The sequence below is a fragment of the Desulfovibrio sp. JC022 genome, from assembly GCF_010470665.1.
Lineage (GTDB): Bacteria > Desulfobacterota > Desulfovibrionia > Desulfovibrionales > Desulfovibrionaceae > Maridesulfovibrio.
In genome coordinates, this window is sequence record NZ_VOPZ01000005.1 from 336,385 (window position 1) to 358,478 (window position 22,094).

Consider the following 22,094-nt stretch of genomic DNA (forward strand, 5'->3'; position numbering starts at 1 on the left):
CAGGTATTAAAATAACGTAAAACCGCACGCCACACTGGCGCACTAATTGCCGTTTCACACTTCCCGCCAAGAACATAAAACATCACACTAGCAAGCTGGTCACGCGTCAGCTTTGGATATCAATATTTGCAGTAGGGACCTCCTGCGGTCTCTGCTTTTTTATTTTTAATAATTACAACCCGCTTTAAAAGGATTTTTTGTGAATTCGAACCACTCAATTGTTCCCCCCTCCAAGGGCAGTGTCAGAGCTGATATTTTTTCCGGACTTACCGTAGCCCTGGCTCTTGTCCCTGAAGCTGTAGCCTTCTCCTTTGTCGCAGGCGTTCCGCCCATGGTCGGCCTGTACGGCGCGTTCCTCATGTGCCTTATCACTTCAGTTATAGGCGGCAGGCCCGGCATGATCTCCGGTGCGACCGGGGCTATGGCTGTTGTTATGGTAGGCCTCGTCATGGAAGGCAATGCGCTGGGCGGACCCGACTCCCACGCAGGTCTCCAGTATCTCTTTGTCACACTGTTATTAGTCGGTATTTTTCAGCTGCTGGCCGGTTTTTTCCGCCTCGGTAAATTTATCCGCATGGTCCCCAGATCGGTAATGATGGGATTCGTCAACGGGCTGGCCATTGTTATTTTTCTTTCCCAGCTGAACATGTTCAAATCAGAAGGAACTTGGATGCAGAGCCAGCCGCTCTGGATCATGGCCGGTCTGGTTGCTTTAACCATGGCAATCCTCACCGTTGTTCCCAAACTATACAGCAAGGCACCGGGAGCACTCATCGCGATCATTTCAGTTTCCATCCTTGTCGCCGCCATGCAAATCGATACGCAAACTGTACTTTCATTCATCCAATCCAACGGCGGGACCGGCATTAAAGGCGGACTGCCTTCATTTGCCATTCCCCAAGTACCGCTGACATGGGATACACTGATCTTTATTACGCCCTACGCTTTAATTCTTGCCGCCATCGGCCTGATCGAATCCCTGATGACCTTGTCATTAGTGGATGAACTCACCGAAACCCGCGGAAGCGGAAACCGCGAATGCCTCGCGCAGGGAATAGCCAACTTTATTAACGGCCTGTTCGGAGGCATGGGCGGCTGTGCCATGATCGGTCAGAGTATCATCAATATATCCTCCGGCGGACGAGGAAGACTTTCCGGGATAGTTGCGGCCGGCGCACTGCTCTTTTTTATCATGTTCACTTCACAATACATTGAACAGGTGCCCATTGCCGCTCTGGTCGGAGTAATGTTTATCGTGGTCATCAAGACATTTGCATGGAGCACTTTCAACATTATTAACAAGGTCCCCAAATGGGACGTCATCGTGATTGTGCTGGTGACAGTCCTGACCGTAAAATATGATCTCGCCATCGCGGTTATCTGCGGCGTAATCATCTCTGCATTGATCTTCGCATGGGAAAACGCCCTGCGAATCCGCGCCCGCAAAATGGTGGATGACCAGGGAATCAAGCACTACCAGATTTACGGCCCGCTGTTCTTTGCTTCCACAACTCTCTTCCTGAGCAAATTCGACGTGCAGGGCGACCCGGATAAAGTGATCATTGATTTCAAGGAATCCAGAATCATGGACCAGTCCGCAATTGAAACGGTCAACAAGATCGCCTCCATGTACGAACGGGCCGGAAAAAAGGTTTATCTGGTCCATCTCAGTCAGGATTGCGTCAGTCTGATCAAACGGGCTGAAAAAATCTGTGTGGTCAATATTCTGGAAGATCCGAACTACTTCGTCGGTATAGACAACTATCATCAATATATTGAAAATCTGGAATTTGAAGCATTGTAGACATACGCTTCTTTCGGATACAAATTTAAAAAGGGTCAGCATTTTGCTGGCCCTTTTTTTGGGTAGGAAGGTAAGGTTTTTAATGTTTTATTATGAAGCATATCCCAAAACAGCTCCTTCCAAAGCCAGCTGTAGAACAATTTTTCCATTCAATTACTCGACTTTCGGAGTTGTTGATCATGCAGCAACTCTCCTTGATCTTTGACATTGCTCCCTGTTTAAGCCATAAATATAGAATGCTTGTTTGAGAACTTCTGCCATCATGACTTGGCATGCCTACTCTGCAACCTATTTGTTTTCCGGTAGATTTTCCGCAGTCAGAGTCAATATCCGTTGAAGAGACTCCAAATAATCCAAGTCGCGCATTTCTTCACAGCAGGCATGGAAAAGCAGACCGAGAGTACGTGGATCATCGTTTCGCCTTTGTTCCAAAGCGAGGAAGAGATACCGCATCAGAACGATGGTGGTGAGCGCGATAAGCGCATCGGAATCGGATAAATTCGTATCCGTGGAAAGAAGAGCGAGCCAGTCCTTTTTGTGTTTGTTGCGCACGAAAACGATACGGGCAGAGCTGCCGTTGTTCATGGCGACAACAACACTTGCGAGCACCTTGGCTCGTCCGGGCCTTTTCTTGATTTTTCGGTAGATTGCATCAACGGTCAAACGTTCCTCTCCAAAGCTGTGAAGGACTTTGGGAGTGCGTTTAATCATGCAGATTACAGGCAAAAATTCGCTTGCCTCAGCGATGATTGAAGGCATGCCGAACCAACTGTCCATGAGCAAATATTTGGCCCGAATTCCGGCAGACAAAGCTCGGCGCAGCATAGGGCCGATTAAAGTTGTGGATTTGCATATAGCTACTTGGCGACGCTTGGCTCCGCAGGTTCGACTATCAACCTGCTTGGTTACACCTTGAGTTCGATTCTTCTCATTGGGAGAAGACAACAAGACAAAATCAAGGGGAACAAGGCTGTTGCCGTCAGACCAACACAAGCTCAACAGCCGGAAACCTTTAAGAAATTTGCTTTCCGAGTGATCAAAAACACGGGCCAGCAACTCGACTTTTTTTGCACGAGGACGATGCACGGTGGAATCATCGATTATAAGCACCGATTCTCGGTCGTCCGAAGTCAGTTCTTGAAATACAGCGCAGACTTTGGCAGCCAGACGAAGCAGGAAACGCCGCCAACTGAAACGGCTTGAGCGCAGGAAATTGTAGGCTGCATCTTTTGCAAAATCCTTATCCTGTTTGGTCGCAAAGCATCGGTAAAGATTGAGACTGAGAAATGGAAGAGAAAAAATACAGGAAAGCAGAAGAGTCGGAGATACTCCCTTTGTTTTCTTGATTCCGCAGCTATGGGCAAGGGTTCCGATCCCGAAATGCTGAAAAAACGAGTCGATTCGACTTGAAATTTGATGCTCTGGGACTTGCATGGCATGGGCAGTAAAGTTACGTTGCATTCGGGGCCTTCTTTTTTATCGTTCTGGTGTGTGGTAACAACAGGATATCAAGGAAGAAAGGACCCTTCAACTAAATACTGTTTTTATTCCAACATGTTGCCTATTGTTTAAACTGTAAAACTATATCCGAAAGTCGAGTTTCGAAATATATTCCACATGGTACTGATAAGCACTCTGCTTCTTACCGCTCTCTGCTCAACAGTTCATGCGGACACAACCTTCAAATTAAACTGCCAAGACGTAAAAAGAATAAACATCTACGAAGTCGATTGAGAAACAGCACCGATAATTAATGTAAAGCCGGATGAATGCTACTATAGGGTACAGGTGACATTAAATCGAAAAGCAGTAATAAGACTTAAAAATTCTGCGCAATTCTCCAACTGTACAGAATTTTTAATCGATGGGTATGTTCATACGCACCTAATGCGCTTTGATGTGAACATCAACGATGACATTCTGAAAGGATTTGTCCCGGACCTTAGAAATACCAAAATGAACCACAACATGTACTTCTCATTTATGGAATTAACTAAAAAATATGCCATCAGAACAGCAAAAACAATATGTGCAGACTTTGAACCGGACATCTTCCCATTTTTCGAATTGAGAAGCGCATTGGGGCTAGGTGATGACTACGGTGACTGCCAAGGCATAGAAGTTCCATATGAAACAGCCAAAGAAATGATCTATGAATGTGTTAAGCGCATTAAAACTGGGTTGAGTTGTGAAGAATTCAGCCTCAATTGCAATCCTGTTTCCACAGATAAAAGAATAAGCCCCAATAAACGACCATCAGTAATATTACCTACAGAAGCAGTATCTTCTTATTTAAAGCTTAAAAAAAATCGCAATAAAAAAACGGATCATAATCATCTAAGCCCTTGGACTTCGGTTCAGGGGCTTTTTCTTGAATTGAATTAGCCGGGACAAAATGGACAGAAATCGAATTTTGTCCATATTGTCCATTTTGTCCCGTAGCTTTTATTTTGGTTTAGTACCCTCGTGCCTGAACTCGGCAGGAAGGTTTTCACGGAATTCTTCGATCACAGAATTGGCTGGTCTGACCATTTCCAGTTTCTGAATGTAATCTTTGACTATGACCTTGTCAGCGATGACTTTGTATTCTTTGTGCGGGAATTGCTTTTTCGCTGTCGGGTCAGCGACCATTTCAAGGATCATATTGGCGACGAAGAATCCTTCTTTGCGTGCGCCTTCCAGCTTCTTCTCGGACTTCGTCAATCGGGCCTTCAGGGTCCGTGCGTCTTCCAATTCTTTTTCCAGCTCTTTAACTTTTGGACTGGAAGCATAATCAACTTGGCTTAACCTTGAATATGCTTCTTCGGCCCGCAGGACTTCATCCAAATCGGAAAAACAGCTTTCATTGAAAATGAGTAGCAACCTGATCTTTGTCCGGCATGAATTGCGAATAAAAACATTTGACTATCAAAGCTCGCTCAGGATTCTTTTTTGAATTTTATGGGGAAGTCTGTTTTGGACATAAAAAAAGGGCCTTTCGCTTTTTGCGAAAAACCCTTTGATTTCAAGTGGTACCGGGAGCGAGACTCGAACTCGCAAGGGCGTGAACCCGGCGGATTTTGAGTCCAAATTTTAACTTTTTTCTGACGTCCCCTGACGTCCCTGATTGTGTAATTTCAACATGTTACGATCTTTCTATGGTCACCTGACGTCCCTTGTAAATTGCACAAAGTGGGAATATAGTGGGAACATGAAGTCAACGAAACGAGTTTGGAAAAAAGTAAAAGGAACAAAAGGCATCCGCTATTTTGAACATGAAACCAGAAAACATAAAGGCAAACCTGATCGCTATTTTACAGTCCGCTGGAGCCATGCCGGAAAAAAATTTGAAGAGGGCATTGGCTGGTCTTCCGAAGGCTGGACCGCAACTGATATTAGCGGTATTCGCCACAAGCTTCAACAGAATTACAAATCCGGGGCCGGACCAACATCTTTTACTGATCTAAAACACGAACATGAGCGCAAACTCATGGAAGCTCAAAAGAAAGAAGAAGAGGAGCAGATCAAGGAAATCTCTTTTCAGGAATTCTTTGAGCAGTATTATATTCCATGGAAACGCGACCGTAAAAAACGCAAAACATGGACCGACGATGTAAAAAGAGCCAATAAACGTATCCTTCCTTTCTTAGGCGCGTTTCCCTTGTCGGCCATTACTCCAGACCTCCTACAGGAGTTCATGGACTCCATGTATGATGAAGGTCTGGCTGATGCCTCTGTTCTCCATAACATGGCTATTATCAGGTCTGTTTTCAACCGGGCGGCCACTACGATCATCAATGATGTGGTTGTATTTCCCCACCAGACCCCGCTTGAGCATATCGACCTGCCGCAAATCGGCGACAAAAACCAGCGTCAACGGTACCTCACTAAAGAAGAAGCCAAGGCTGTGCTGCAAATGACTTTGGATAAGAGTGAAGCTGCCGCTTCCGATAACCGCCGACTGGCTTGGCAGGATCTGCATGATGCAATTGTCCTCTCTTTGCACACAGGCATGAGACTCGGAGAAATTCAGCGGGTCGAATGGCATGACGTAAACTTCTATGGCAAATCCATTACCGTGCGGACGATCAGCAACGGACAGAAACCTGGCGGTAACATCCCTCTTAACTCTGCTGTTCTTGAAATGCTCATGCGCAGAAAAGATGATTCCACTGACGCCCTTATTTTTTCCCCAATTCGCGGAGGAGAAAAGCGACACAATCTTTCACATCAATTTAAAGCCGTAGTGGACGACTTGGGTTTAAATAAATTCGCCACCGCCAAAAGCCAGAGAATTGTTTTTCACTCGTTGCGCCACACTTTCGCCTCGTGGCTGGCTATTGCGGGAGTGGACATCTACAGAATCAAGACCTTGATGCGCCACAAGACCATCAACATGACCATGCGCTATGCCCATCTCAGCCCTGATTATTCACAGGGGGCTGTGGACCTGCTGACTGTCGATTAATCACCTCTAAACTTGACAAAGCGTTGCGCGGTGCGCAACATATAAATTAGGAACAATGATCAAAACATTTAAGCACAAAGGTCTGGAAAAATTTTATCGCTCCGGTTCAACTGCCGGAATACAGGCCAAGCATTCCAAGCGGCTCAGAATCCAGCTTTCGGTCATCGATACGGCACAGGAAGTGGAAGACGTTAACCTGCCCGGATTCAGGCTGCATAAACTCAAAGGAAGCCGTGCGGACCTCTGGTCCACAACCGTTAACGGTAATTGGCGGCTGACCTTTGAATTCCGCGACGGAAATGCCTACATTTTAAACTACGAGGATTATCATTAATGACTATGTTCAATCCCCCGCATCCCGGTGAGCTTATAGGCTCCGTATATATGGAAGAATACAATCTCAGTTGCCGCAAGCTGGCAATGATGCTCGGCGTGGCTCCCTCAACTCTCGCCCGTGTCCTGAACGCCAAGAGCGCGGTATCCCCTGAGATGGCCCTGCGCCTTTCAAAAGTCCTCGGACGCACCCCGGAAAGTTGGCTGGCTATGCAGGCTAATTATGATCTAGGCAAAGTTCGCAGCCAGATTGATTTGTCTGGAGTTACTCCTGTCGGCGTTGATAGCTCGACTGCATAGACTCAAGACATCTACATTTTAAAAATTGTTTTTATAAAAATTAAGTTGCCACATTTAAGATTAAACACCCTGCTTTTCGGCGGGGAGTTTAAGTTCTCGGAGTCCAAATTGGGAGCCCAAACATAAAAAAGGTGACAACTAAATCATGCACTCTTTTTCAAGAACGCCAAATCTTCGAATGCCATACTCCACTAAATCATCTCTTCTATAAAGAACCTTGCGGCCACTTTCATAACGATGCCTCGGCCCGGTCATTCTGCTGTCGTCATTTCTCAAAGTCTTAGGCGACAGCCAGCCTCCTGTATATTTCGCCACATCTTTTCTGGCAATAATAGGGGGCAACGATTCAACCAACATATTTTTAAATGCGGCTTCGTTCTCTGTCAGGGGACGATTCCAATCAATCATATATTTGCTCCAATTTGTGTTAGCATTTCCAAGCACAAAACCTAGTGCTAAATTAGCAAAAGTCAAGCTAAAATAAAACATACATATAAGCTGCTAACATAACTCCCAAAAGAGCAATAGACCTACAAAGATCGCATTTTCTCCTGAACCCTAAAGAAAAGACTGGCTACATCAATATTTAGAACCACAGCAGCTTTAACAGCCTCAGAAACCGGCATTCCTTGCGGCTTTCCAGTCGGTGAAACTTCGCGTATTTTCCACCACTTACTTGGAGCAGTCTTGGTATCACCATACATCATCCTAGCAAACTCGGTGTGAGCTATTCCCTGAGCCTGATACGACTCCACTATCTCTGCGACCAAAGTCCTTTCAAATTCATATTCGTAATTTTTCATGAGGACACAATAAACTAAAATCCTGCAAAATCATAGACTAAATTAGCATTGACAATAAATACTAATATAGCATAGACTCGCCACAATCTTCAAAAGATGGAATAACCAACTTAAAGAAAAAAAATCTTATGAAAAAAACAAACCAAAAAACTTCAGTACCTACAAGCAAAAGGGCAAAACACGCACGGGTCCAATACAAAGTTAACCTTCAAAAAATCATAGACCTCATCAGCGAAGGATATACGAAAAAGGCCATTTATGAATTGCTTCATAAAGAAGGATTGGTTTCAATGAGCTATTCGCATTTCTGTCGTTTTAACTCTGAAGGAGACCTCGGCCCCCAAAAAAAGAAGAAAAGAAAGCGTACCAGCAAACCACTAACGAAAGATCTCAACCAAGACTTTGACCATCAAAAAATTGTCACCGACGAAGAATTTAAAAAAATGACCGGCTGAATTAAGAGCACTCTCCTTAAAGAACAGCCACTCATACAACCGTGGTCGTATCTTTCTTGTTAAAATTCATAATATATTTTTTTATTCATTTGTCTAAATATTTTAACATCTTTTGGCTGTCGCCCAAAAAGACCAAAGACATATCTGATAAAAATAAGCAATTTCGCACTTGACAATCTATAACTCGCTTTATAGTGGTTCAAATCTCTGGTGCTATTTTAGCAAAAAACCAAAGCTTCAGCGCACCACAAGAACAGACACCATTGTCAGGAGAATTGAATGGAAAACGAAATATCTAAACTGTACAGAATAGCAGCAGCTATCAACCTTCTCTCGGAAATAATTAGCGACGAGACAGGACTACTACTCTCATATCTAGGTGAAGATATACAAGAGATCACCGAGAGCATGGACAACAAAACCGACTCCACAATAACATCACAATAAGATGCCCCTCGTCAGTAACCAACTCCCCTCACAGGCTTTAAGATAAGCACTTAGACCCAGTTCAAAACTTACCATGCAGACACAAGCACCGTTTAGTCCTAGCGACTAAACGGTGCTTTTTTATTTTTCAATATTTCACGCTATTTTAATTTAACTACTCATATTTACTATACTTTACACACACTACAGGCGACTAAGTGTTTGCTAATTTAGCATTGACAGCTTTTGCTAAATTAGCTTAGACGGAAGTCATGTCAATAACCGACGAATACATAGCAAACAAACTACGCGACAAATTCGGCTCTTTTAGCAATGCCGCAAAGGCYTTGGGATATTCGAGCTATCGCCCTTTCAGAACTGCACTCTTGAGAGGGCTCCCTGAAACAAAAAGAAAATTAGCTCTCATGATTCTTTTGGAGGACCARAATGARCAAAAGTAAAGGATACGCAAGAATAGAATTCATTGCCAATTTAGATGAGATAAAGGCTCTTCATAAAAAGGGATTCAACAAAAAGATGATCTACGATCACTTGATTGAAGAGCGCAAGATAACAATGAGTTACCAATGTTTTTGTTCATATAATCTTGATGGACTGCGCAAAAAACACCTTTCCTATAATCCTGAACAACAGGGAAAAGAACAGAGCCCGCTCGCGGTCAAAGAAAAGGAAAAGACATGGCAACAATAAACATGATTCTGCAAGGCAAAGGCGGGGTAGGCAAAAGTCTTATAGCCAGCCTGCTGACCCAATATCTTTTGGAATCAGGAAAGGACGTCTCCTGCGTGGACACAGATCCCATCAATGCGACATTTGCAGGTTACAAAGAATTTGATGTCACTGCACTGAATATCATGGATAAGGAAGACATTGATCCCAGAAGATTTGACAAGCTCGTTGAACTCATGCTGGCCCTTTCCGATGACGATGAAATGGTCATTGATAACGGTGCAGCCACCTTTGTTCCTCTTGCAAGCTATCTTGCCGGAAACAAGGTTTTCGAGATGCTTGAAGAAAGTGAAATTCAAATCAATCTGCATACAGTTATCACCGGAGGACAAGCTCTGCCGGACACACTCGCTGGCTTAAATTCACTGTTCAAAACGTTCGATGTCCCCATCTATGTTTGGCTGAACAACTACTTCGGTCCCATCAATGGAAATGACAGAAATTTCGAAGAATTTACGGTCTACCACGAGAACACTCACCGCATTGCCGCACTAATCCGCCTTCCCCAGAAAAAGAAAGAAACCTTCGGCAAGGACCTTGAAAATCTGCTCACCGCGAAGATGTCTTTTGATGAAGCGCAGGAAAGCACCCTCCCGATTATGACCCGTCAGCGTCTGAAAATGATCTGGAAAGAAGTTCAGCAGGAACTTTCAAACAGTGGACTTTAGTAGCGGTATGTCTGACCAGATTTCTGAAAATGCCCCCCTCACCATTCAGGGCGTGCGCGACTTGATCGCTGAAAAGCACAAGGTGCTGCTTGATGAGAATGATCCCATTCTCATGGCCGTGACCATGCACCGCGCCGCCCTGAATGAGTATGAATTGCTGCTGGCCGACCATCAGCAAAAGCTTTCCGCTGACATGTCCGGCCATGTTGCTTCTTTTGCTGCTGAGGTACGCAAATCCACCAATAGCCTGTTGAGTAAGGCGGTCAAAGCCAACATCGATAATTGTCTGGCTCAGATCAGCGAACACGAAAAGCAGATGAGCCGTTTTATCAACTCAATCCGGGCCATGGCTATTTTTGCCGGGGTCCTTTTCGGATTGTCCGTTGCCGTATCAGTCTCAGTTATTGTTTGGGGTTCGTGATGGATGAGCGGCTTGTCAGAAACCTGCTGCACAACATGGGACCGACCATTGTTTCAGCTCTGGAAGATGAAAAAGTAGTTGAAATCATGGTCAACCCGGACGGCAAACTCTGGATTGAAAAGCTCGGTGAAGAAATGGCCGTAGCCGGTGCTCTAGCTTCCAGCCAGACCGCCATGATCATTTCATTGGTTGCCAGTGCTTTGGACACAACCGTTACCGACAAAAATCCCATCATTGAGGGCGAATTGCCCGCTGAAAAGCCGCTCAACGGCAGTCGTTTTGAAGGTTTGTATCCGCCCGTTGTACGTAGTGCTTCTTTCACCATCAGGAAGAAGGCCAGCCGGGTCATTCCTCTGGAAGACTACGTGGTCAGCGGGACCATGAACCTTGAAGTTATGAAAGGGACTCTGGCCGCCGTTAAGGACAAGAAAAATATTGTCGTCATTGGCGGGACCGGGTCCGGCAAAACCACGCTGGTCAACGGCATTATCAAATCAATTTCGGAAGTCTCCCCTGCCGACCGGTTGGTTATCATCGAAGACACTGCGGAACTGCAAAGTCAGTCCCGCAATTCAATTTTTCTGCACACTACTCCGCATACCTCCATCCAGTCATTGGTCCGGGCGACAATGAGGCTTCGCCCGGACCGGATACTTGTGGGTGAGGTGCGCGGAGGTGAAGCCCTCGACCTGCTCAAGGCTTGGAACACCGGGCATCCCGGCGGCATTGCCACTGTTCACGCCAACTCTGCGGCAGAAGGTCTGCTGCGTATTGAGCAACTTATCTCGGAAGCATCCACTTCGCCCATGCCGCAACTGATCGGCTCGGCTGTGGACTTTCTGATTTTCATCCGCCGTACCCGCAAGGGCAGGACAGTATCCGAGGTGGCGGAAGTAATCGGATACGACCCTGTAAATCAAAAATACATCCTGGAGTACATCTACGATGAAAACAAATAAGCATAAATATCTGCCCCTTCTGGCAATACTCCTGCTGACCGCTCTGCCTGATGCAGCCTTTGCTTCCAACTCAATCAATGAACTCAGCACGCCCATGGAAATGGTGGTCGGCACCATCACCGGGCCGGTTGGCCGTTGGATCTGCATCGGCGGCATGGGGATCTCCGGCATCGCTTTTATCATGAAAAGGGAAGAACTTGAGGGCGGCTTCAAAACCCTGCTCAAAACCGTATTCGGCATGTCCTTTGTTGCGCTGGCTGCATCAATTGTCGATTCAATCTTCAGCTTTTCCGGGGCGGTAGTATGAGTGGAAGGAAAATCCCCATCCACGCTTCCCTGTACCGGCCTTCGCTGGTCATGGGTGCCGAGCGCGAACCGCTGCTTTATTCCGCGCTGTTCGCCATCCTGATCGCCCTTGGAGGATTCACCCTCTACGCTGGCGGTGCTGCCCTTGTATTCTGGGTTGTAACGGTCTTCGTTCTGCAAAAGACAGCCAGCTTTGATCCGCAGCTTTCCAAGATCGGCCTGCGCCATTTCAACCAGCAGAATTTTTACGCTGCCCGTTCCACTCCGTGGCAGATCGGCGGGGCAAAGCTGAAATGATTGCGCTCAAAGATTACCGCCACAAACCCAAAGGGCTCCCGGACCTGCTGCCTTATGCGGCCATGGTCAATAACGGCGTGCTGCTCTGCAAAGACGGTTCGCTCATGACCGGATGGAAATTCCGCGCACAGGATACGGCCTCCAGCACCGCTGAAGAACTGGCTGTGGTCAGCAGCCGGGTAAACAGCGGGATCAAAAATCTTGATTCCGGCTGGATGCTGCATGTGGAGGCTATCCGCTCAACTGCGACTGAATATCCGCACTCCGGGACAAGCTTTTTCCCGGATTTCGTCACACAGGCCATTGAAGATGAAAGAAGAAATATATTTGAATCGTCCGGGACATTTTATTCCACCGAGACTTATCTGATTGTCACTTATAAGCCTGAATTTCTAACCCAGAAGTTGAGCAGCCTTGCTTATGAAAATGCCGCTGCCGTCAATCATCTTGAAAAGGCTCTGGATAAGTTCCTGACTGTTGCACAGGAGCTGGAAGATTCCCTTTCGCTCTCAATGGAACTGACTCACCTTGCAGACTTTGAGTTCCCGGATGAGCACGGAAACATTCATACATATTCAACCTTCCTGTCCCTGCTGAATAAATGCCTTACCGGCGAAGAGCATCCGATACTGCTGCCCAAAGTACCTATGTATCTTGATGCTCTTCTCGGCGGGCAGGATCTGACCGGGGGCTTGCAGCCTAGCATCGGCGGCAGGTTCATCAAAGTTCTGGCAGTGGACGGCTTTCCGCCGGATAGCTGGCCGTCCATGCTTTCCAATTTTGAATCCCTGCCCATTGAATACAGGTTTTCCACCCGCTTCATCTGCATGGATCAGTACGAGGCCCAGCAGGAATTGGAGAAGTTCAGAAAAACTTGGTCGCAGCAGATTTATAAAATCTGGGATCAGCTCAAGGACAATGCCAACGCCAAGGAGAACAGGGACGCCAGAAGCATGGCTGACGATGCCGAACAGGCCATTGAAGAGCTTCAATCCGGTCTGGTCGGTGCCGGTTTCTACACTGCCGTCATTGTTCTGATGAGTGAAGACTTGGGCGAGCTGGAAGAAAACACCAGAGAATTGCGTCGCAAACTGCTTGATCAGGGTTTTCCCAGCCGCATTGAAGGAATCAACGCCCTTGAAGCGTGGCTCGGATCGCATCCCGGTAATTCCTACGCCAATGTGCGCCGCCCGATCATCAACACCATGAATCTGGCCGACCTGCTGCCGCTGGCTACAATCTGGGCTGGCCGGGAACATAATCCTTCAGACAAGTTCCCGCCTTCCTCGCCGCCGCTCATGTACTGCGCCACCAACGGCTCAACACCGTTCAGGCTGAACCTGCATGTGAGCGACATCGGGCATACCCTGATTTTCGGGCCCACCGGAGCGGGTAAATCCACTTTGCTGGGAATTCTGGCGGCCCAGTTCCGCCGTTATCAGAAGGCTACCATTTTTACTTTCGACAAGGGCAAATCAATGCTCCCGCTCTGCCTTGGTGCTGGCGGATCTCATTATGAAATCGCCGGTGATGATTCTCTTTTGTCCTTTGCTCCGCTTCAGCACGTTGATTCGGATGCTGAACAAAGCTGGGCGGAAGAATGGATCGAAACCTTGGCGACAATGCAGGGCTTGAACGTGCTTCCGGCCCACAGAAACGCCATTCATATCGCCATGTCCATGATCAGGAACAACCCTGAACACATGCGTTCCATGACCGACTTTTACCACAGCCTGCAAAACGAAGAACTACGCGAGGCCATCAAGCACTACACCGGAGAAGGAGCCATGGGCAGACTGCTTGATGCCAGCTCCGACGATCTCGGCATTTCGGATTTTATGGTCTTTGAAATCGAGGAGCTTATGAACCTCGGTGACAAGAACATCATCCCGGTCCTGCTCTATCTCTTCCACCGCATTGAAAAAGCATTGGACGGCCAGCCCGCGCTGCTCATTCTTGATGAAGCGTGGATCATGCTCGGCCATAAGGTCTTCAGGGAAAAGATACGGGAATGGCTCAAGGTTCTGCGTAAGGCCAACTGTGCGGTAGTGCTGGCTACGCAATCCCTTTCAGATGCAAGCCGTTCCGGGATTCTGGATGTGCTGGTGGAGTCCTGCCCGACCAAAATCTACCTGCCTAATCCGGCGGCAATTCAGGAAGCCCAGTACAAGCTTTATCAGGGTCTGGGACTCAACTCCCGCCAGATTGAAATCATCGCTTCGGCCACACCCAAACGTGACTACTACGTGGTTTCCCCGGAAGGTCGGCGACTCATTGAGCTGGCTCTCGGCCCGGTCGCGCTTTCGTTTGTGGGAGCGTCCGACAAAGCGAGTCTGGCCCGCATTCGGGATCTTGCAAATATTCATGGTCAGGAATGGCCCCAGCACTGGCTTCAGGAAAGACAAGGAGACTTTATATGAAAATGCGACAAGTCGCGCCCGCAATAGCTTTGTTTGTGGGGCTTATCAGCGCAGCACCGGCTTCCGCCATGACCGTAACCTGCGTCAATTGCAGTGACAAATTCCTGCAAATGCTGGAGCGGGTCACAAACGTTGAGCAGCTTGAATCCATGTGGCGGACCTACAAGGAAGAAATGATGCAGACCCAGCAGCAAATCATGATGGTGCAGCAAAATATCCAGCAGTACACCAACATGGTTCGGAACACGATCCGTCTGCCGTTTGCCATCAAAAACAGCGTCATCCGGGACTTCAAAAGACTGGCTCAGCTTTCAAAGAATCTGGTCACCACCGTGGGCGATATTGAGGTTCTGGACGGCATTTACGAGGCCCAGTACCCGGACTTCAATTCCGCCAAAAGACTGGTCGGCCAGCCTAACGCCAAGTTTACCAAGAAATACAAGGAATACTGGTCCAAGTGGTCAGAAAGAGTCGATGCTGCAACCAAAGCCACATTTAAGCTTTCCGGCAGTCAGTTGCAGGAAATCAGCGATTCTGCGGAATTTGAGTCCTACATTGAAGGTCTTCTCAGCACGCCGGAAGGACGCATGCAGGCCCTTGAAGCTGCCAACCAGCTCAGCAGCGTTCAGATTCAGGAAATCCGCAAACTCCGTGCGCTGCTGGCTACCCAGATTCAAAATCAGTCCATGATTGAGGCCAAAAAGGAAAAGGATCAGCAGATGCTGCGACAGGACAGCGAAAAATTCTTTGCCCCGACCTACGGCGAAGCCTGCAAAAAAGAAGCTGGCCCGGAGCCGCTCGGATTCTAGCCATGGTTGCTGTAAACTATCGTTTCATCCTCTTTGCGGGCTTTGTCTTCTCCGTCCTGCTGGTTCTGTTCATGGCTGCTGACGCTTCTGCAAACACTTCGGCGGCTGGCACAGCCACAGACGACACGCAGATACTCTCCCGTATCGCCATGGAATTCCACGCCAAGGCAGGTAAATGGGATGATCTGCTCACCGAGCACGCCAAGGTTCTGTTTAGACTTCTCCTGATTCTGGATGTCTGCTTTTTGGGCTTTCGTATAGCCACCAAACAGACCGGAATTGATGAAGCCATGGCTGAATTCATCATGCTCATGCTCTACGCCGGGCTGATGTTCGCCATACTCATTTACTACAAGGAATGGACCAACCAGATCATTATCGGGCTGAGCAGAACAGCGCAGGAACTTGGGGCCCCGCCGGTGACGGCAGGCAGCATTTTTCTGGCCGGGGTTCAGGTCTTCGACACCATGCTTTCAAGCATGAGCTGGGACATCGCCAAATCCGCCGGTCTGGTGTTGGTCGCCATCGCCATCTGCATCAGCTTCTCCATGATCGCCGCGCAGGTAATTCTTGTAAAATGCGAAGCTTACATCGTCCTCAATGCGGGGATCATCCTGCTCGGCTTCAGCGGTTCCAAGATCACCCGCGATTACGCCATCAACTTCATTAAGTACGCTTTCTCGGTGGCGATGAAGCTCTTCACCATGCAGCTTCTAATCTCGCTGAGCATTGATTTTATCAACGGCTTCCAAAAACCGGAAATCAACTTTGCGGAAGTGCTGGTCATCCTCGGCGCGTCAATCGTCATTCTGGCCCTGACCATGTCCATCCCGGACATCATTTCAGGGCTGATCAACGGACCGCTATCCTCATCAGGAAGATATCTGACCTCTGCCGTTACAGCGGTAAGCACCAGCACAAGCACTGTTGTGAAAGGTGCGGCAGGTGGAATGATCGAGGCCAAACGCGGAACCGATGCGGTCCGCGAAGCCAGCTCCTACGCCAACACCGCCGGAAAAACCGGCTTCGGAAAACTGGGCCACATGGCCGCCACCGGCATCCAATCTGTACGGGATAATCTATCCCAAAGCCGGGCTGGCGGTATCCGCAGCAGCACCAAAACCCAGCACGAAGCATACAAGATGCAACTCCCACCGGACTCATCTGACTAACTCCCCGATTTAGCAATCAAAATCTGAAAACCACAGGATAACTATGCCCAAAAACCGTCCAAATTCTGCCTATTTAGCCGCCAAAGAAGAATGGTTCGAGCGTTATGGCAGCTACATAAAAAGCTGTAATCAATGGCGTTTTGCCGCTTTGATCATGGCCCTGACCGTTTGCCTGTCGCTTTGCGTCAACATTGTTCAGGCCGTGCAGAGCAAGGTCGTTCCCTACGTGGTCGAAGTGGACAAACTCGGCCAGTCCGTTGCCGTCAAACGTGCCGATCAGGCCGGTCCGGTTTCAAAGCGGATCATTCAGGCCGAAATCGCCAACCTGATCACCAACTGGCGCACCGTCACCGCAGACATCGGACTCCAGAAAAAGATGGTCCGGCGCATGTCCTCCTTTGTGATCGGCGCGGCCAGAGGTGCCACCAAGAGCTGGTACGAAACCCATAACCCTTACCAGCGGGGACAGAAAACCCTTGTTGAAATCGACATCAAGGGCATCCCGCTGCCGGTCAGCTCCGAGAGCTGGCGTATCGAATGGCTGGAAACCGTGCGCAACCATTCCGGTGTTGCCGTTTCCAGCACCAAATATGAAGCGACCCTCAAGGTTCGCATATCCCCACCAACAACTGACAGCCAGATTATCAGGAACCCTGCGGGCGTTTACGTCACAGAGCTCTCCTGGGCGAAACTTCTTGAACAATAGGAGACACAATGAAACAGACTCTTCTCTCAATATTCCTTGTGCTTATTAGCGTCTGCACGGCATGGGCCTCGCCGCTGCCTGCACCGGATTACATCAGCAAAAAAGACGTTCCCCTGAACAGCAAGGAGTGGGCCGCACTCAAGCTTTCTCGGGAATGGATGAACCGCAAAATCAAGCCGATCATGCAGAGTAACGGCAAGGTCGTTTACGTCTACGGCGCGACTCTGCCGACCCTGATCTGCTCTCCGCTCATGGCCTCGGATCTTGAACTCCAGCCCGGTGAAAACGTTAATGACGTCATCATCGGCGACACCGCCCGCTGGATGGTGGTTGTGGGCCGATCCGGGATGCCGGGCCGGGAACGTACCCACCTCATAATCAAGCCCCTTGATGCCGGACTGGTAACCAGCGCGGTCATCACCACCGACCGCCGCACCTATCACCTGAAACTGGTTTCCCGGCGCAAGGGACACACTCCCTACGTGGCCTTTCTGTACCCGGAAGATCAGCAGAAAATCCTTAAAGCCAGCCTGAAAAAGAAAGAACGCAAAGAGGTCTGGGAGACCACCAGCATTGCAGGCAAGACCGTGGATCTTTCGACCCTAGACTTCAGCTACGCCATCAGCGGCGATGATGCGAGCTGGAAGCCCATGCGCGTCTACAACGATGGAATCAGGACTTTTATCCAGCTTCCGAGGACATCCAGCCAAACCGAAATTCCGGTGCTGCTGGTGGAAAAGGCCGGGCAGGAAGCAATCGTCAATTACCGGGTCAAAGGCCACGCCATGATCGTTGATGAAATCTTTGAAAAAGCAATCCTCGTGGCCGGGACCGGAATGGATCAAGCCAAGGTGGAAATAAACCGTATTGAGGTAACAAAATGAGAAAATTGATTCCCTTACTCCTGCTGCTCATCGCTGCCAGCGGATGCTCCGTAAAACGTGCGGGCAGCCGGATTGAAGCTGAAATAATGAGCCAGCAGACAACCATGTACCAAGAGCAGGAAATTGAGCCGTTGGTGGAAGAAGCCGCGCTCAAAGTTGCCGGGCATTATCCTCCGGGCCGGACCGTCCTGCACCTGAATGTTCCTGACAACGACTTCGGCTGGAAATTCGACGCCAGTCTCCGCGCACAGGGTTTCCAATTCAGCCCCGCATCCACTGATCCCAACGTGCTGGATATGGACATGGTCTTTGATGGCATCGGCAACAGCACCCTCTACTACCTGCATGTCAAAGCTTCGGACGGCTGGTCTTTCGGGCAGGTCTACAGCCTCACCCATGATGGATTTGAAAAAGCCGGTCTGCTGACTCAGACCCCCGCCTTTTTTGAGTTCGTGGGCAATGACTCCAAGCAGGTTGAATCCCCTCTTGACGAAGACTGGAACATCATTCCCGGCGGTCTGCGGGATCAGCTCAAACGCTGGGCCGGTCGCGCTGAATACACACTGGTCTGGAAAGCTCCCCACGACTTCCAGATGCAGGCCGAAGCCACTTTCCGGGACACCTTCCCCAGAGCCGTCAAACGGCTATTTTCCAGAATGCACGCCAGCGGAAATTCACTGCGCGTAACCATCTATCAGGCCAACAAGGTCGTTGAAGTCTGCGAGGATTAACATGAAACGAGTTCTTTTATTTATGCTCTGCGTCTGTCTGTTTGTCGGCGGATGCACCAATTTCCAGCCTTCCCCGCAGGAACGGTCGGTGAAGGGCCGCGCCGCTTCCATGCGCCAAGCGACCATGAAAAAGACAGTCACAGTTGTTCATGCGCCTTACGTGGGCGCGGTTCCCGTGGAACTGGACAACAACAAGCTGCCTACCGTCTTTTCCAGACGAATTACCCTCAATCTCAGACACCCGCTGACCGCGCCGGAACTGGCAAGGAAAATCAGCGAGCAGGTTCCCGTTCATATCGAGGTAGTGCAGGAGGCGGACAGCAATGTGCATGTTGCGCAGGAAAATCAGGAACGCAAAACACCTGAACGCATGCAGCTCATGTATGACGGCCAGCTTAAAGGCTTGCTGGATAACATGTGTGAATTCTTCGGCATGGGCTGGGAGTATGACTCCATCCGGGCCAAGGTTCAAATTGCCCGTTTGCAGACCAGATCCTTCAGCCTTGATGTTGCGCCGGGGAATATCAAATACGAATCGACCATCACCAATAAATCTCAGACTTCCGGCAATTCCGGCAACGCCAACAACATCAACGGCGTGGGCCAGACAACCAAGACTTCGGACAGTGTCAGCCAGACATCCCAGACCAACAAAGCCAGCTTTGAGGGAGATGTCTGGAAAGACACCCAAAGAGCGGTGGAAGCCATGCTCAGCAAGGACGGTAGGGTTGTGGTCAACGAAGCCGCCGGAATGGTTACGGTTACCGACACCAGCACAGTCCTGCGCCGGGTTGAAAAATATATCAGCTCCCTCAACTCAAAGATGGGCAGGCAGGTCGCCCTTGCGGTCAAGGTCTGGTCGCTGGAGCTGAACCGCAATGCCGATACCGGCTTCAATCTTGAGACCGCCCTCAAGGCAGGTCAATCAAGCTTCAGCCTGCTCGGCGGACAGCCGCACAGCTCCCTTGCCGGTGCGGGAACTCTGACCGCCGCAATTCTTGACGGCAATTGGAAGGACACCAAGCTCATGCTTCGCGCCCTGCGTCAGCGTGGGCGCACAACCCTGCTGACTTCCGGTTCCGGGATCGTGATGAACAATCAGGCCTTGCCGGTTCAGGTAGTCAAACGTGATTCCTATCTCGCCGGGGTCAGCTCAACCACCACTGAAAACTCCATGCAGACCTCGGAACTCACGCCGGGTGAGGTTTCCACCGGATTTTCCATGACCGTACTTCCGCACATCATGGATAACCGCAAGGCCATTCTGCAATACAACATAACTCTATCTTCACTGGATTCCATGAAGGAATTCTCCTCCGGCTCCATGACTATCCAGTTGCCGCAGGTTTCCACCCGCAGCTTCAGCCAGCGGGTCAAAATGAAGTGCGGTCAGACTCTGGTGCTGGCCGGATTCGAGCAGGAAAGCAATCAGGATTCCAAGGGCATCGGCATCACCTCCGGCGGACTCAGCCGGCAGTACGGCAAAAGCCTGATCATCATCACCATTGAAATGGAAAGTGCCGGGGTTTAGCTATGCAAACTATTATCATCAAAAAGAAAAAGTACGCTATCGGCCTCTGGTGGCAGTTCATTAACGGCTCCGGCAAACGCAAAGACGCGCTGGAACAGGCCCGCATTCTGGCCGAGAAATTCCCCGAAGGCGGCTACAACTGCGTTGCCATCAGAAAACAGCAATTCGGCCTTGGCAACTGCGCAGAAGCAAAAATCAAACGTCTGCCCTCACTGGCCTGTGCGCTGGTTGAGCGTTCTCTGCCCACATGGATCGGAATGTTCTGCCTCGGTGAAAAATTGTGGTGGGTCTGTGCGGCCAGCAAGAAAAACATCGCTGCTGAAGGCGACCACTACTTCAGCTCACGGACCGAAGCAGAAGCCCACTTCAACAACCTCAAATCCCTGTCCGACTGGGATAACAACGAAATCCTTTGCGAAACCGTTGAAGAGTCCATGGACCATTTCAACGGACTGCTGCGGGTTTCTGAAAAAGTTCAACCGTTAGTTGAAGAAAACAGCCGAGGCTTGTGGATTTCCTGTGCTGCGCTGTGCGCGGCCCTGATCATAGGCTGGTTGATCTGGGACCAGTTTCAGCAGGATCAGCTTGCGGAGCTGCGCAGACTTGCCGCCATTGAGAGCAGCCTCAAGCAGCAGGAACTTGCGCCGGTTCTTATAGATCTCGACACACTCTTCACAAAGGAATGGAACGAAAGCGCGCTGCCTTCAGCTTTTGCATATGAGTTCCTGCGTGCCGTGCGCCACACCGAACCGTACACACTCGGCTGGAAGCTGAAATCCATCATCCGCAATGATGAAGGCATTTACATGGCTTGGCTGCATCAACAGGGTGCGCAATTTACCGACCGTCCCGGCAATTCCACTCTCGGAACTCGCCCGGAGCTGGCTGAAATCAGCATTCCGTACTCACTCAAAAATCAGCGGGCAGCGCAGAAGCTGGGCCACAAATCCGAAGTCACAGCCCGACTCTATGAGCTGACTCGCGTTCTCGGCGCAAAGCTGCGCCTGAACTGGAAAAAGCCCGAAATCAAAAAGCTCGGCAAAGCAAATCAGCATACCGCTCCGTGGATCAAAGGAGAATGGAAGCTGTCTGCTCTGCCGTCAATTTCTGTCATTTCCGAACCGCTCTTCTTTGAACTGGACACCATCCCCGGTCTGGTTCTCGCAAAAATCAATTTCACTGAAAATAAATGCACCATGGAGGGACAGATCTATGCGTCTTACTAACCTCGTCCTGATCGTGCTCCTGCTGGCGACTGCCGTCTACGCACAGGAATCGGCTGATCTGGATTCTTTAGCCGATCCGCTGATTTCCGCTCCTGCAAACGGCTCCATGCCGGTTGGAAACGGTACTGCGTTTAATGCAACCGCTGCGGGACATGGCAACGGAACAAACGCGACATTCACGGCTTTCTACGAAGCCACCAACAGCACAAGTAACGCTACAACCATCCAGCCTGATTCTGCCAAGAAACAAACATCGGCAAGGCCCAGAATCAGCGGCCCAGCCTTTGTTTCCCTTGAAGGCTTGAGTGCGCTTCATTCACAGCTCGACGTCCTCAATATGCAGGTCAAAATTGCTGAGAAGCAAAAGAAACTGCGCGAGCTGACCATGCCGATCATCCCGGTCCTGCCTCCCTCTTCAGCAGCTCCCAAAACTGCAGTGAAAAAGAAAAGCCGTCCGGTCTGGCCCAAGATCGTTTCAATCCAAGGCGTGGACGGAAGGCTCTCCGCAACTCTGATCAGTCGTGACGGCTTGCAGACCGTGACCGAGGGGGCAATCGCAGGTGTCGGCAGGGTCGAGAGCATCACCCCGCAATCAGTGGTTATCCGTCATAACGGCAAGAACATTCCCTTGAAATTCGAGGAGTAA

General features: G+C 49.4%; 26 protein-coding genes. 22 read left to right on the forward strand and 4 right to left on the reverse strand.

Going from position 1 to position 22,094, the window contains the following annotated elements; genetic code table 11:
• Positions 1-199 precede the first annotated feature (199 nt).
• Positions 200-1,804, forward strand: a complete 1,605-nt coding sequence (locus FMS18_RS10365) for a SulP family inorganic anion transporter (protein ID WP_163294190.1) — start codon at positions 200-202, stop codon at positions 1,802-1,804.
• A 288-nt stretch (positions 1,805-2,092) separates the two neighbouring features.
• Here the strand turns inward: FMS18_RS10365 and FMS18_RS10370 are convergent, their stop codons facing one another.
• On the reverse strand, positions 2,093-3,265 hold the full coding sequence (locus FMS18_RS10370) for a transposase (protein ID WP_163294192.1): 1,173 nt from the start codon (positions 3,263-3,265) through the stop codon (positions 2,093-2,095).
• A 327-nt stretch (positions 3,266-3,592) separates the two neighbouring features.
• Between FMS18_RS10370 and FMS18_RS10375 the strand changes: the two genes are divergently transcribed.
• Positions 3,593-4,189 carry a hypothetical protein gene (locus FMS18_RS10375; RefSeq protein ID WP_163294194.1) on the forward strand — a complete coding sequence of 199 codons (597 nt, stop codon included), beginning with the start codon at positions 3,593-3,595 and terminating at the stop codon, positions 4,187-4,189.
• A gap of 60 nt (positions 4,190-4,249) precedes the next feature.
• Here the strand turns inward: FMS18_RS10375 and FMS18_RS10380 are convergent, their stop codons facing one another.
• Positions 4,250-4,666 carry a hypothetical protein gene (locus tag FMS18_RS10380; protein ID WP_203544596.1) on the reverse strand — a complete coding sequence of 139 codons (417 nt, stop codon included), beginning with the start codon at positions 4,664-4,666 and terminating at the stop codon, positions 4,250-4,252.
• Between the two features lie 328 nt (positions 4,667-4,994).
• On the opposite strand from FMS18_RS10380, the gene FMS18_RS10385 reads away from it, so the two are divergent.
• Genes FMS18_RS10385 through FMS18_RS10395 form a run of 3 tightly spaced genes read left to right on the forward strand, consistent with a single transcriptional unit; the run spans position 4,995 to position 6,884 of the window.
• Positions 4,995-6,251, forward strand: a complete 1,257-nt coding sequence (locus FMS18_RS10385; protein ID WP_163294198.1) for a site-specific integrase — start codon at positions 4,995-4,997, stop codon at positions 6,249-6,251.
• Positions 6,252-6,306: 55 nt separating this feature from the next.
• Positions 6,307-6,585, forward strand: coding sequence for a type II toxin-antitoxin system RelE/ParE family toxin (locus FMS18_RS10390; RefSeq protein WP_163294200.1), 279 nt, complete (start codon positions 6,307-6,309; stop codon positions 6,583-6,585).
• Positions 6,585-6,884, forward strand: a complete 300-nt coding sequence (locus tag FMS18_RS10395; protein ID WP_163294202.1) for a HigA family addiction module antitoxin — start codon at positions 6,585-6,587, stop codon at positions 6,882-6,884. The genes FMS18_RS10390 and FMS18_RS10395 overlap by 1 nt, the downstream gene beginning before the upstream one ends.
• Positions 6,885-7,022: 138 nt before the next feature.
• On the opposite strand, the gene FMS18_RS10400 is transcribed toward FMS18_RS10395, so the two are convergent.
• Together FMS18_RS10400 and FMS18_RS10405 are read right to left on the reverse strand one after the other, a co-directional pair.
• Positions 7,023-7,292 carry a hypothetical protein gene (locus tag FMS18_RS10400; protein ID WP_163294204.1) on the reverse strand — a complete coding sequence of 90 codons (270 nt, stop codon included), beginning with the start codon at positions 7,290-7,292 and terminating at the stop codon, positions 7,023-7,025.
• A 122-nt stretch (positions 7,293-7,414) separates the two neighbouring features.
• Positions 7,415-7,687 (reverse strand): hypothetical protein, encoded by a 273-nt coding sequence (locus FMS18_RS10405; RefSeq protein ID WP_163294206.1) that lies wholly within the window; start codon positions 7,685-7,687, stop codon positions 7,415-7,417.
• 128 nt (positions 7,688-7,815) lie between these two features.
• On the opposite strand from FMS18_RS10405, the gene FMS18_RS10410 reads away from it, so the two are divergent.
• The 17 genes from FMS18_RS10410 to pilP all read left to right on the forward strand — a co-directional run bounded on the left by FMS18_RS10410 (position 7,816) and on the right by pilP (position 22,094).
• Complete coding sequence (locus tag FMS18_RS10410; RefSeq protein ID WP_163294208.1) at positions 7,816-8,142, forward strand: TraK family protein; 327 nt, start codon at positions 7,816-7,818, stop codon at positions 8,140-8,142.
• Between the two features lie 279 nt (positions 8,143-8,421).
• Positions 8,422-8,589, forward strand: a complete 168-nt coding sequence (locus FMS18_RS10415; RefSeq protein ID WP_163294210.1) for a hypothetical protein — start codon at positions 8,422-8,424, stop codon at positions 8,587-8,589.
• A gap of 426 nt (positions 8,590-9,015) precedes the next feature.
• The gene (locus FMS18_RS10420) at positions 9,016-9,279 is read left to right on the forward strand and encodes a TraK family protein (RefSeq protein WP_163294212.1); all 264 of its coding nucleotides are present in this window, start codon (positions 9,016-9,018) and stop codon (positions 9,277-9,279) included.
• A complete protein-coding gene (locus FMS18_RS10425; RefSeq protein ID WP_163294214.1) occupies positions 9,267-9,986 on the forward strand; it encodes a conjugal transfer protein TraL in 720 nt (239 codons plus the stop codon). Before FMS18_RS10420 ends, FMS18_RS10425 begins: the two co-directional genes overlap by 13 nt.
• A gap of 7 nt (positions 9,987-9,993) precedes the next feature.
• The gene (locus FMS18_RS10430; protein ID WP_163294216.1) at positions 9,994-10,407 is read left to right on the forward strand and encodes a hypothetical protein; all 414 of its coding nucleotides are present in this window, start codon (positions 9,994-9,996) and stop codon (positions 10,405-10,407) included.
• On the forward strand, positions 10,407-11,366 hold the full coding sequence (trbB, locus tag FMS18_RS10435) for a P-type conjugative transfer ATPase TrbB (RefSeq protein WP_203544597.1): 960 nt from the start codon (positions 10,407-10,409) through the stop codon (positions 11,364-11,366). Before FMS18_RS10430 ends, trbB begins: the two co-directional genes overlap by 1 nt.
• Entirely contained in the window at positions 11,353-11,673 is a 321-nt protein-coding gene (locus FMS18_RS10440; RefSeq protein WP_163294220.1) for a TrbC/VirB2 family protein, read from the forward strand. The genes trbB and FMS18_RS10440 overlap by 14 nt, the downstream gene beginning before the upstream one ends.
• Entirely contained in the window at positions 11,670-11,969 is a 300-nt protein-coding gene (gene trbD / locus FMS18_RS10445; RefSeq protein ID WP_163294222.1) for a conjugal transfer protein TrbD, read from the forward strand. The genes FMS18_RS10440 and trbD overlap by 4 nt, the downstream gene beginning before the upstream one ends.
• Entirely contained in the window at positions 11,966-14,389 is a 2,424-nt protein-coding gene (locus FMS18_RS10450; protein ID WP_163294224.1) for a conjugal transfer protein TrbE, read from the forward strand. Before trbD ends, FMS18_RS10450 begins: the two co-directional genes overlap by 4 nt.
• Positions 14,386-15,198 (forward strand): P-type conjugative transfer protein TrbJ, encoded by an 813-nt coding sequence (trbJ, locus tag FMS18_RS10455; protein WP_163294226.1) that lies wholly within the window; start codon positions 14,386-14,388, stop codon positions 15,196-15,198. The genes FMS18_RS10450 and trbJ overlap by 4 nt, the downstream gene beginning before the upstream one ends.
• Before the next feature lie 2 nt (positions 15,199-15,200).
• Entirely contained in the window at positions 15,201-16,370 is a 1,170-nt protein-coding gene (trbL, locus tag FMS18_RS10460) for a P-type conjugative transfer protein TrbL (RefSeq protein ID WP_163294229.1), read from the forward strand.
• Positions 16,371-16,413: 43 nt separating this feature from the next.
• On the forward strand, positions 16,414-17,076 hold the full coding sequence (locus FMS18_RS10465) for a type IV secretion system protein (RefSeq protein WP_163294231.1): 663 nt from the start codon (positions 16,414-16,416) through the stop codon (positions 17,074-17,076).
• An 8-nt stretch (positions 17,077-17,084) separates the two neighbouring features.
• On the forward strand, positions 17,085-17,960 hold the full coding sequence (gene trbG, locus FMS18_RS10470; protein ID WP_163294233.1) for a P-type conjugative transfer protein TrbG: 876 nt from the start codon (positions 17,085-17,087) through the stop codon (positions 17,958-17,960).
• On the forward strand, positions 17,957-18,691 hold the full coding sequence (locus tag FMS18_RS10475; RefSeq protein ID WP_163294235.1) for a TcpQ domain-containing protein: 735 nt from the start codon (positions 17,957-17,959) through the stop codon (positions 18,689-18,691). Before trbG ends, FMS18_RS10475 begins: the two co-directional genes overlap by 4 nt.
• Before the next feature lies 1 nt (position 18,692).
• A complete protein-coding gene (locus FMS18_RS10480) occupies positions 18,693-20,222 on the forward strand; it encodes a secretin N-terminal domain-containing protein (RefSeq protein WP_163294237.1) in 1,530 nt (509 codons plus the stop codon).
• A gap of 2 nt (positions 20,223-20,224) precedes the next feature.
• Positions 20,225-21,448: a type 4b pilus protein PilO2 gene (gene pilO2 / locus FMS18_RS10485; RefSeq protein WP_163294240.1), complete on the forward strand. Its 1,224-nt coding sequence runs from the start codon at positions 20,225-20,227 to the stop codon at positions 21,446-21,448.
• Positions 21,435-22,094, forward strand: a complete 660-nt coding sequence (gene pilP, locus FMS18_RS10490) for a type IV pilus biogenesis protein PilP (RefSeq protein ID WP_163294242.1) — start codon at positions 21,435-21,437, stop codon at positions 22,092-22,094. The genes pilO2 and pilP overlap by 14 nt, the downstream gene beginning before the upstream one ends.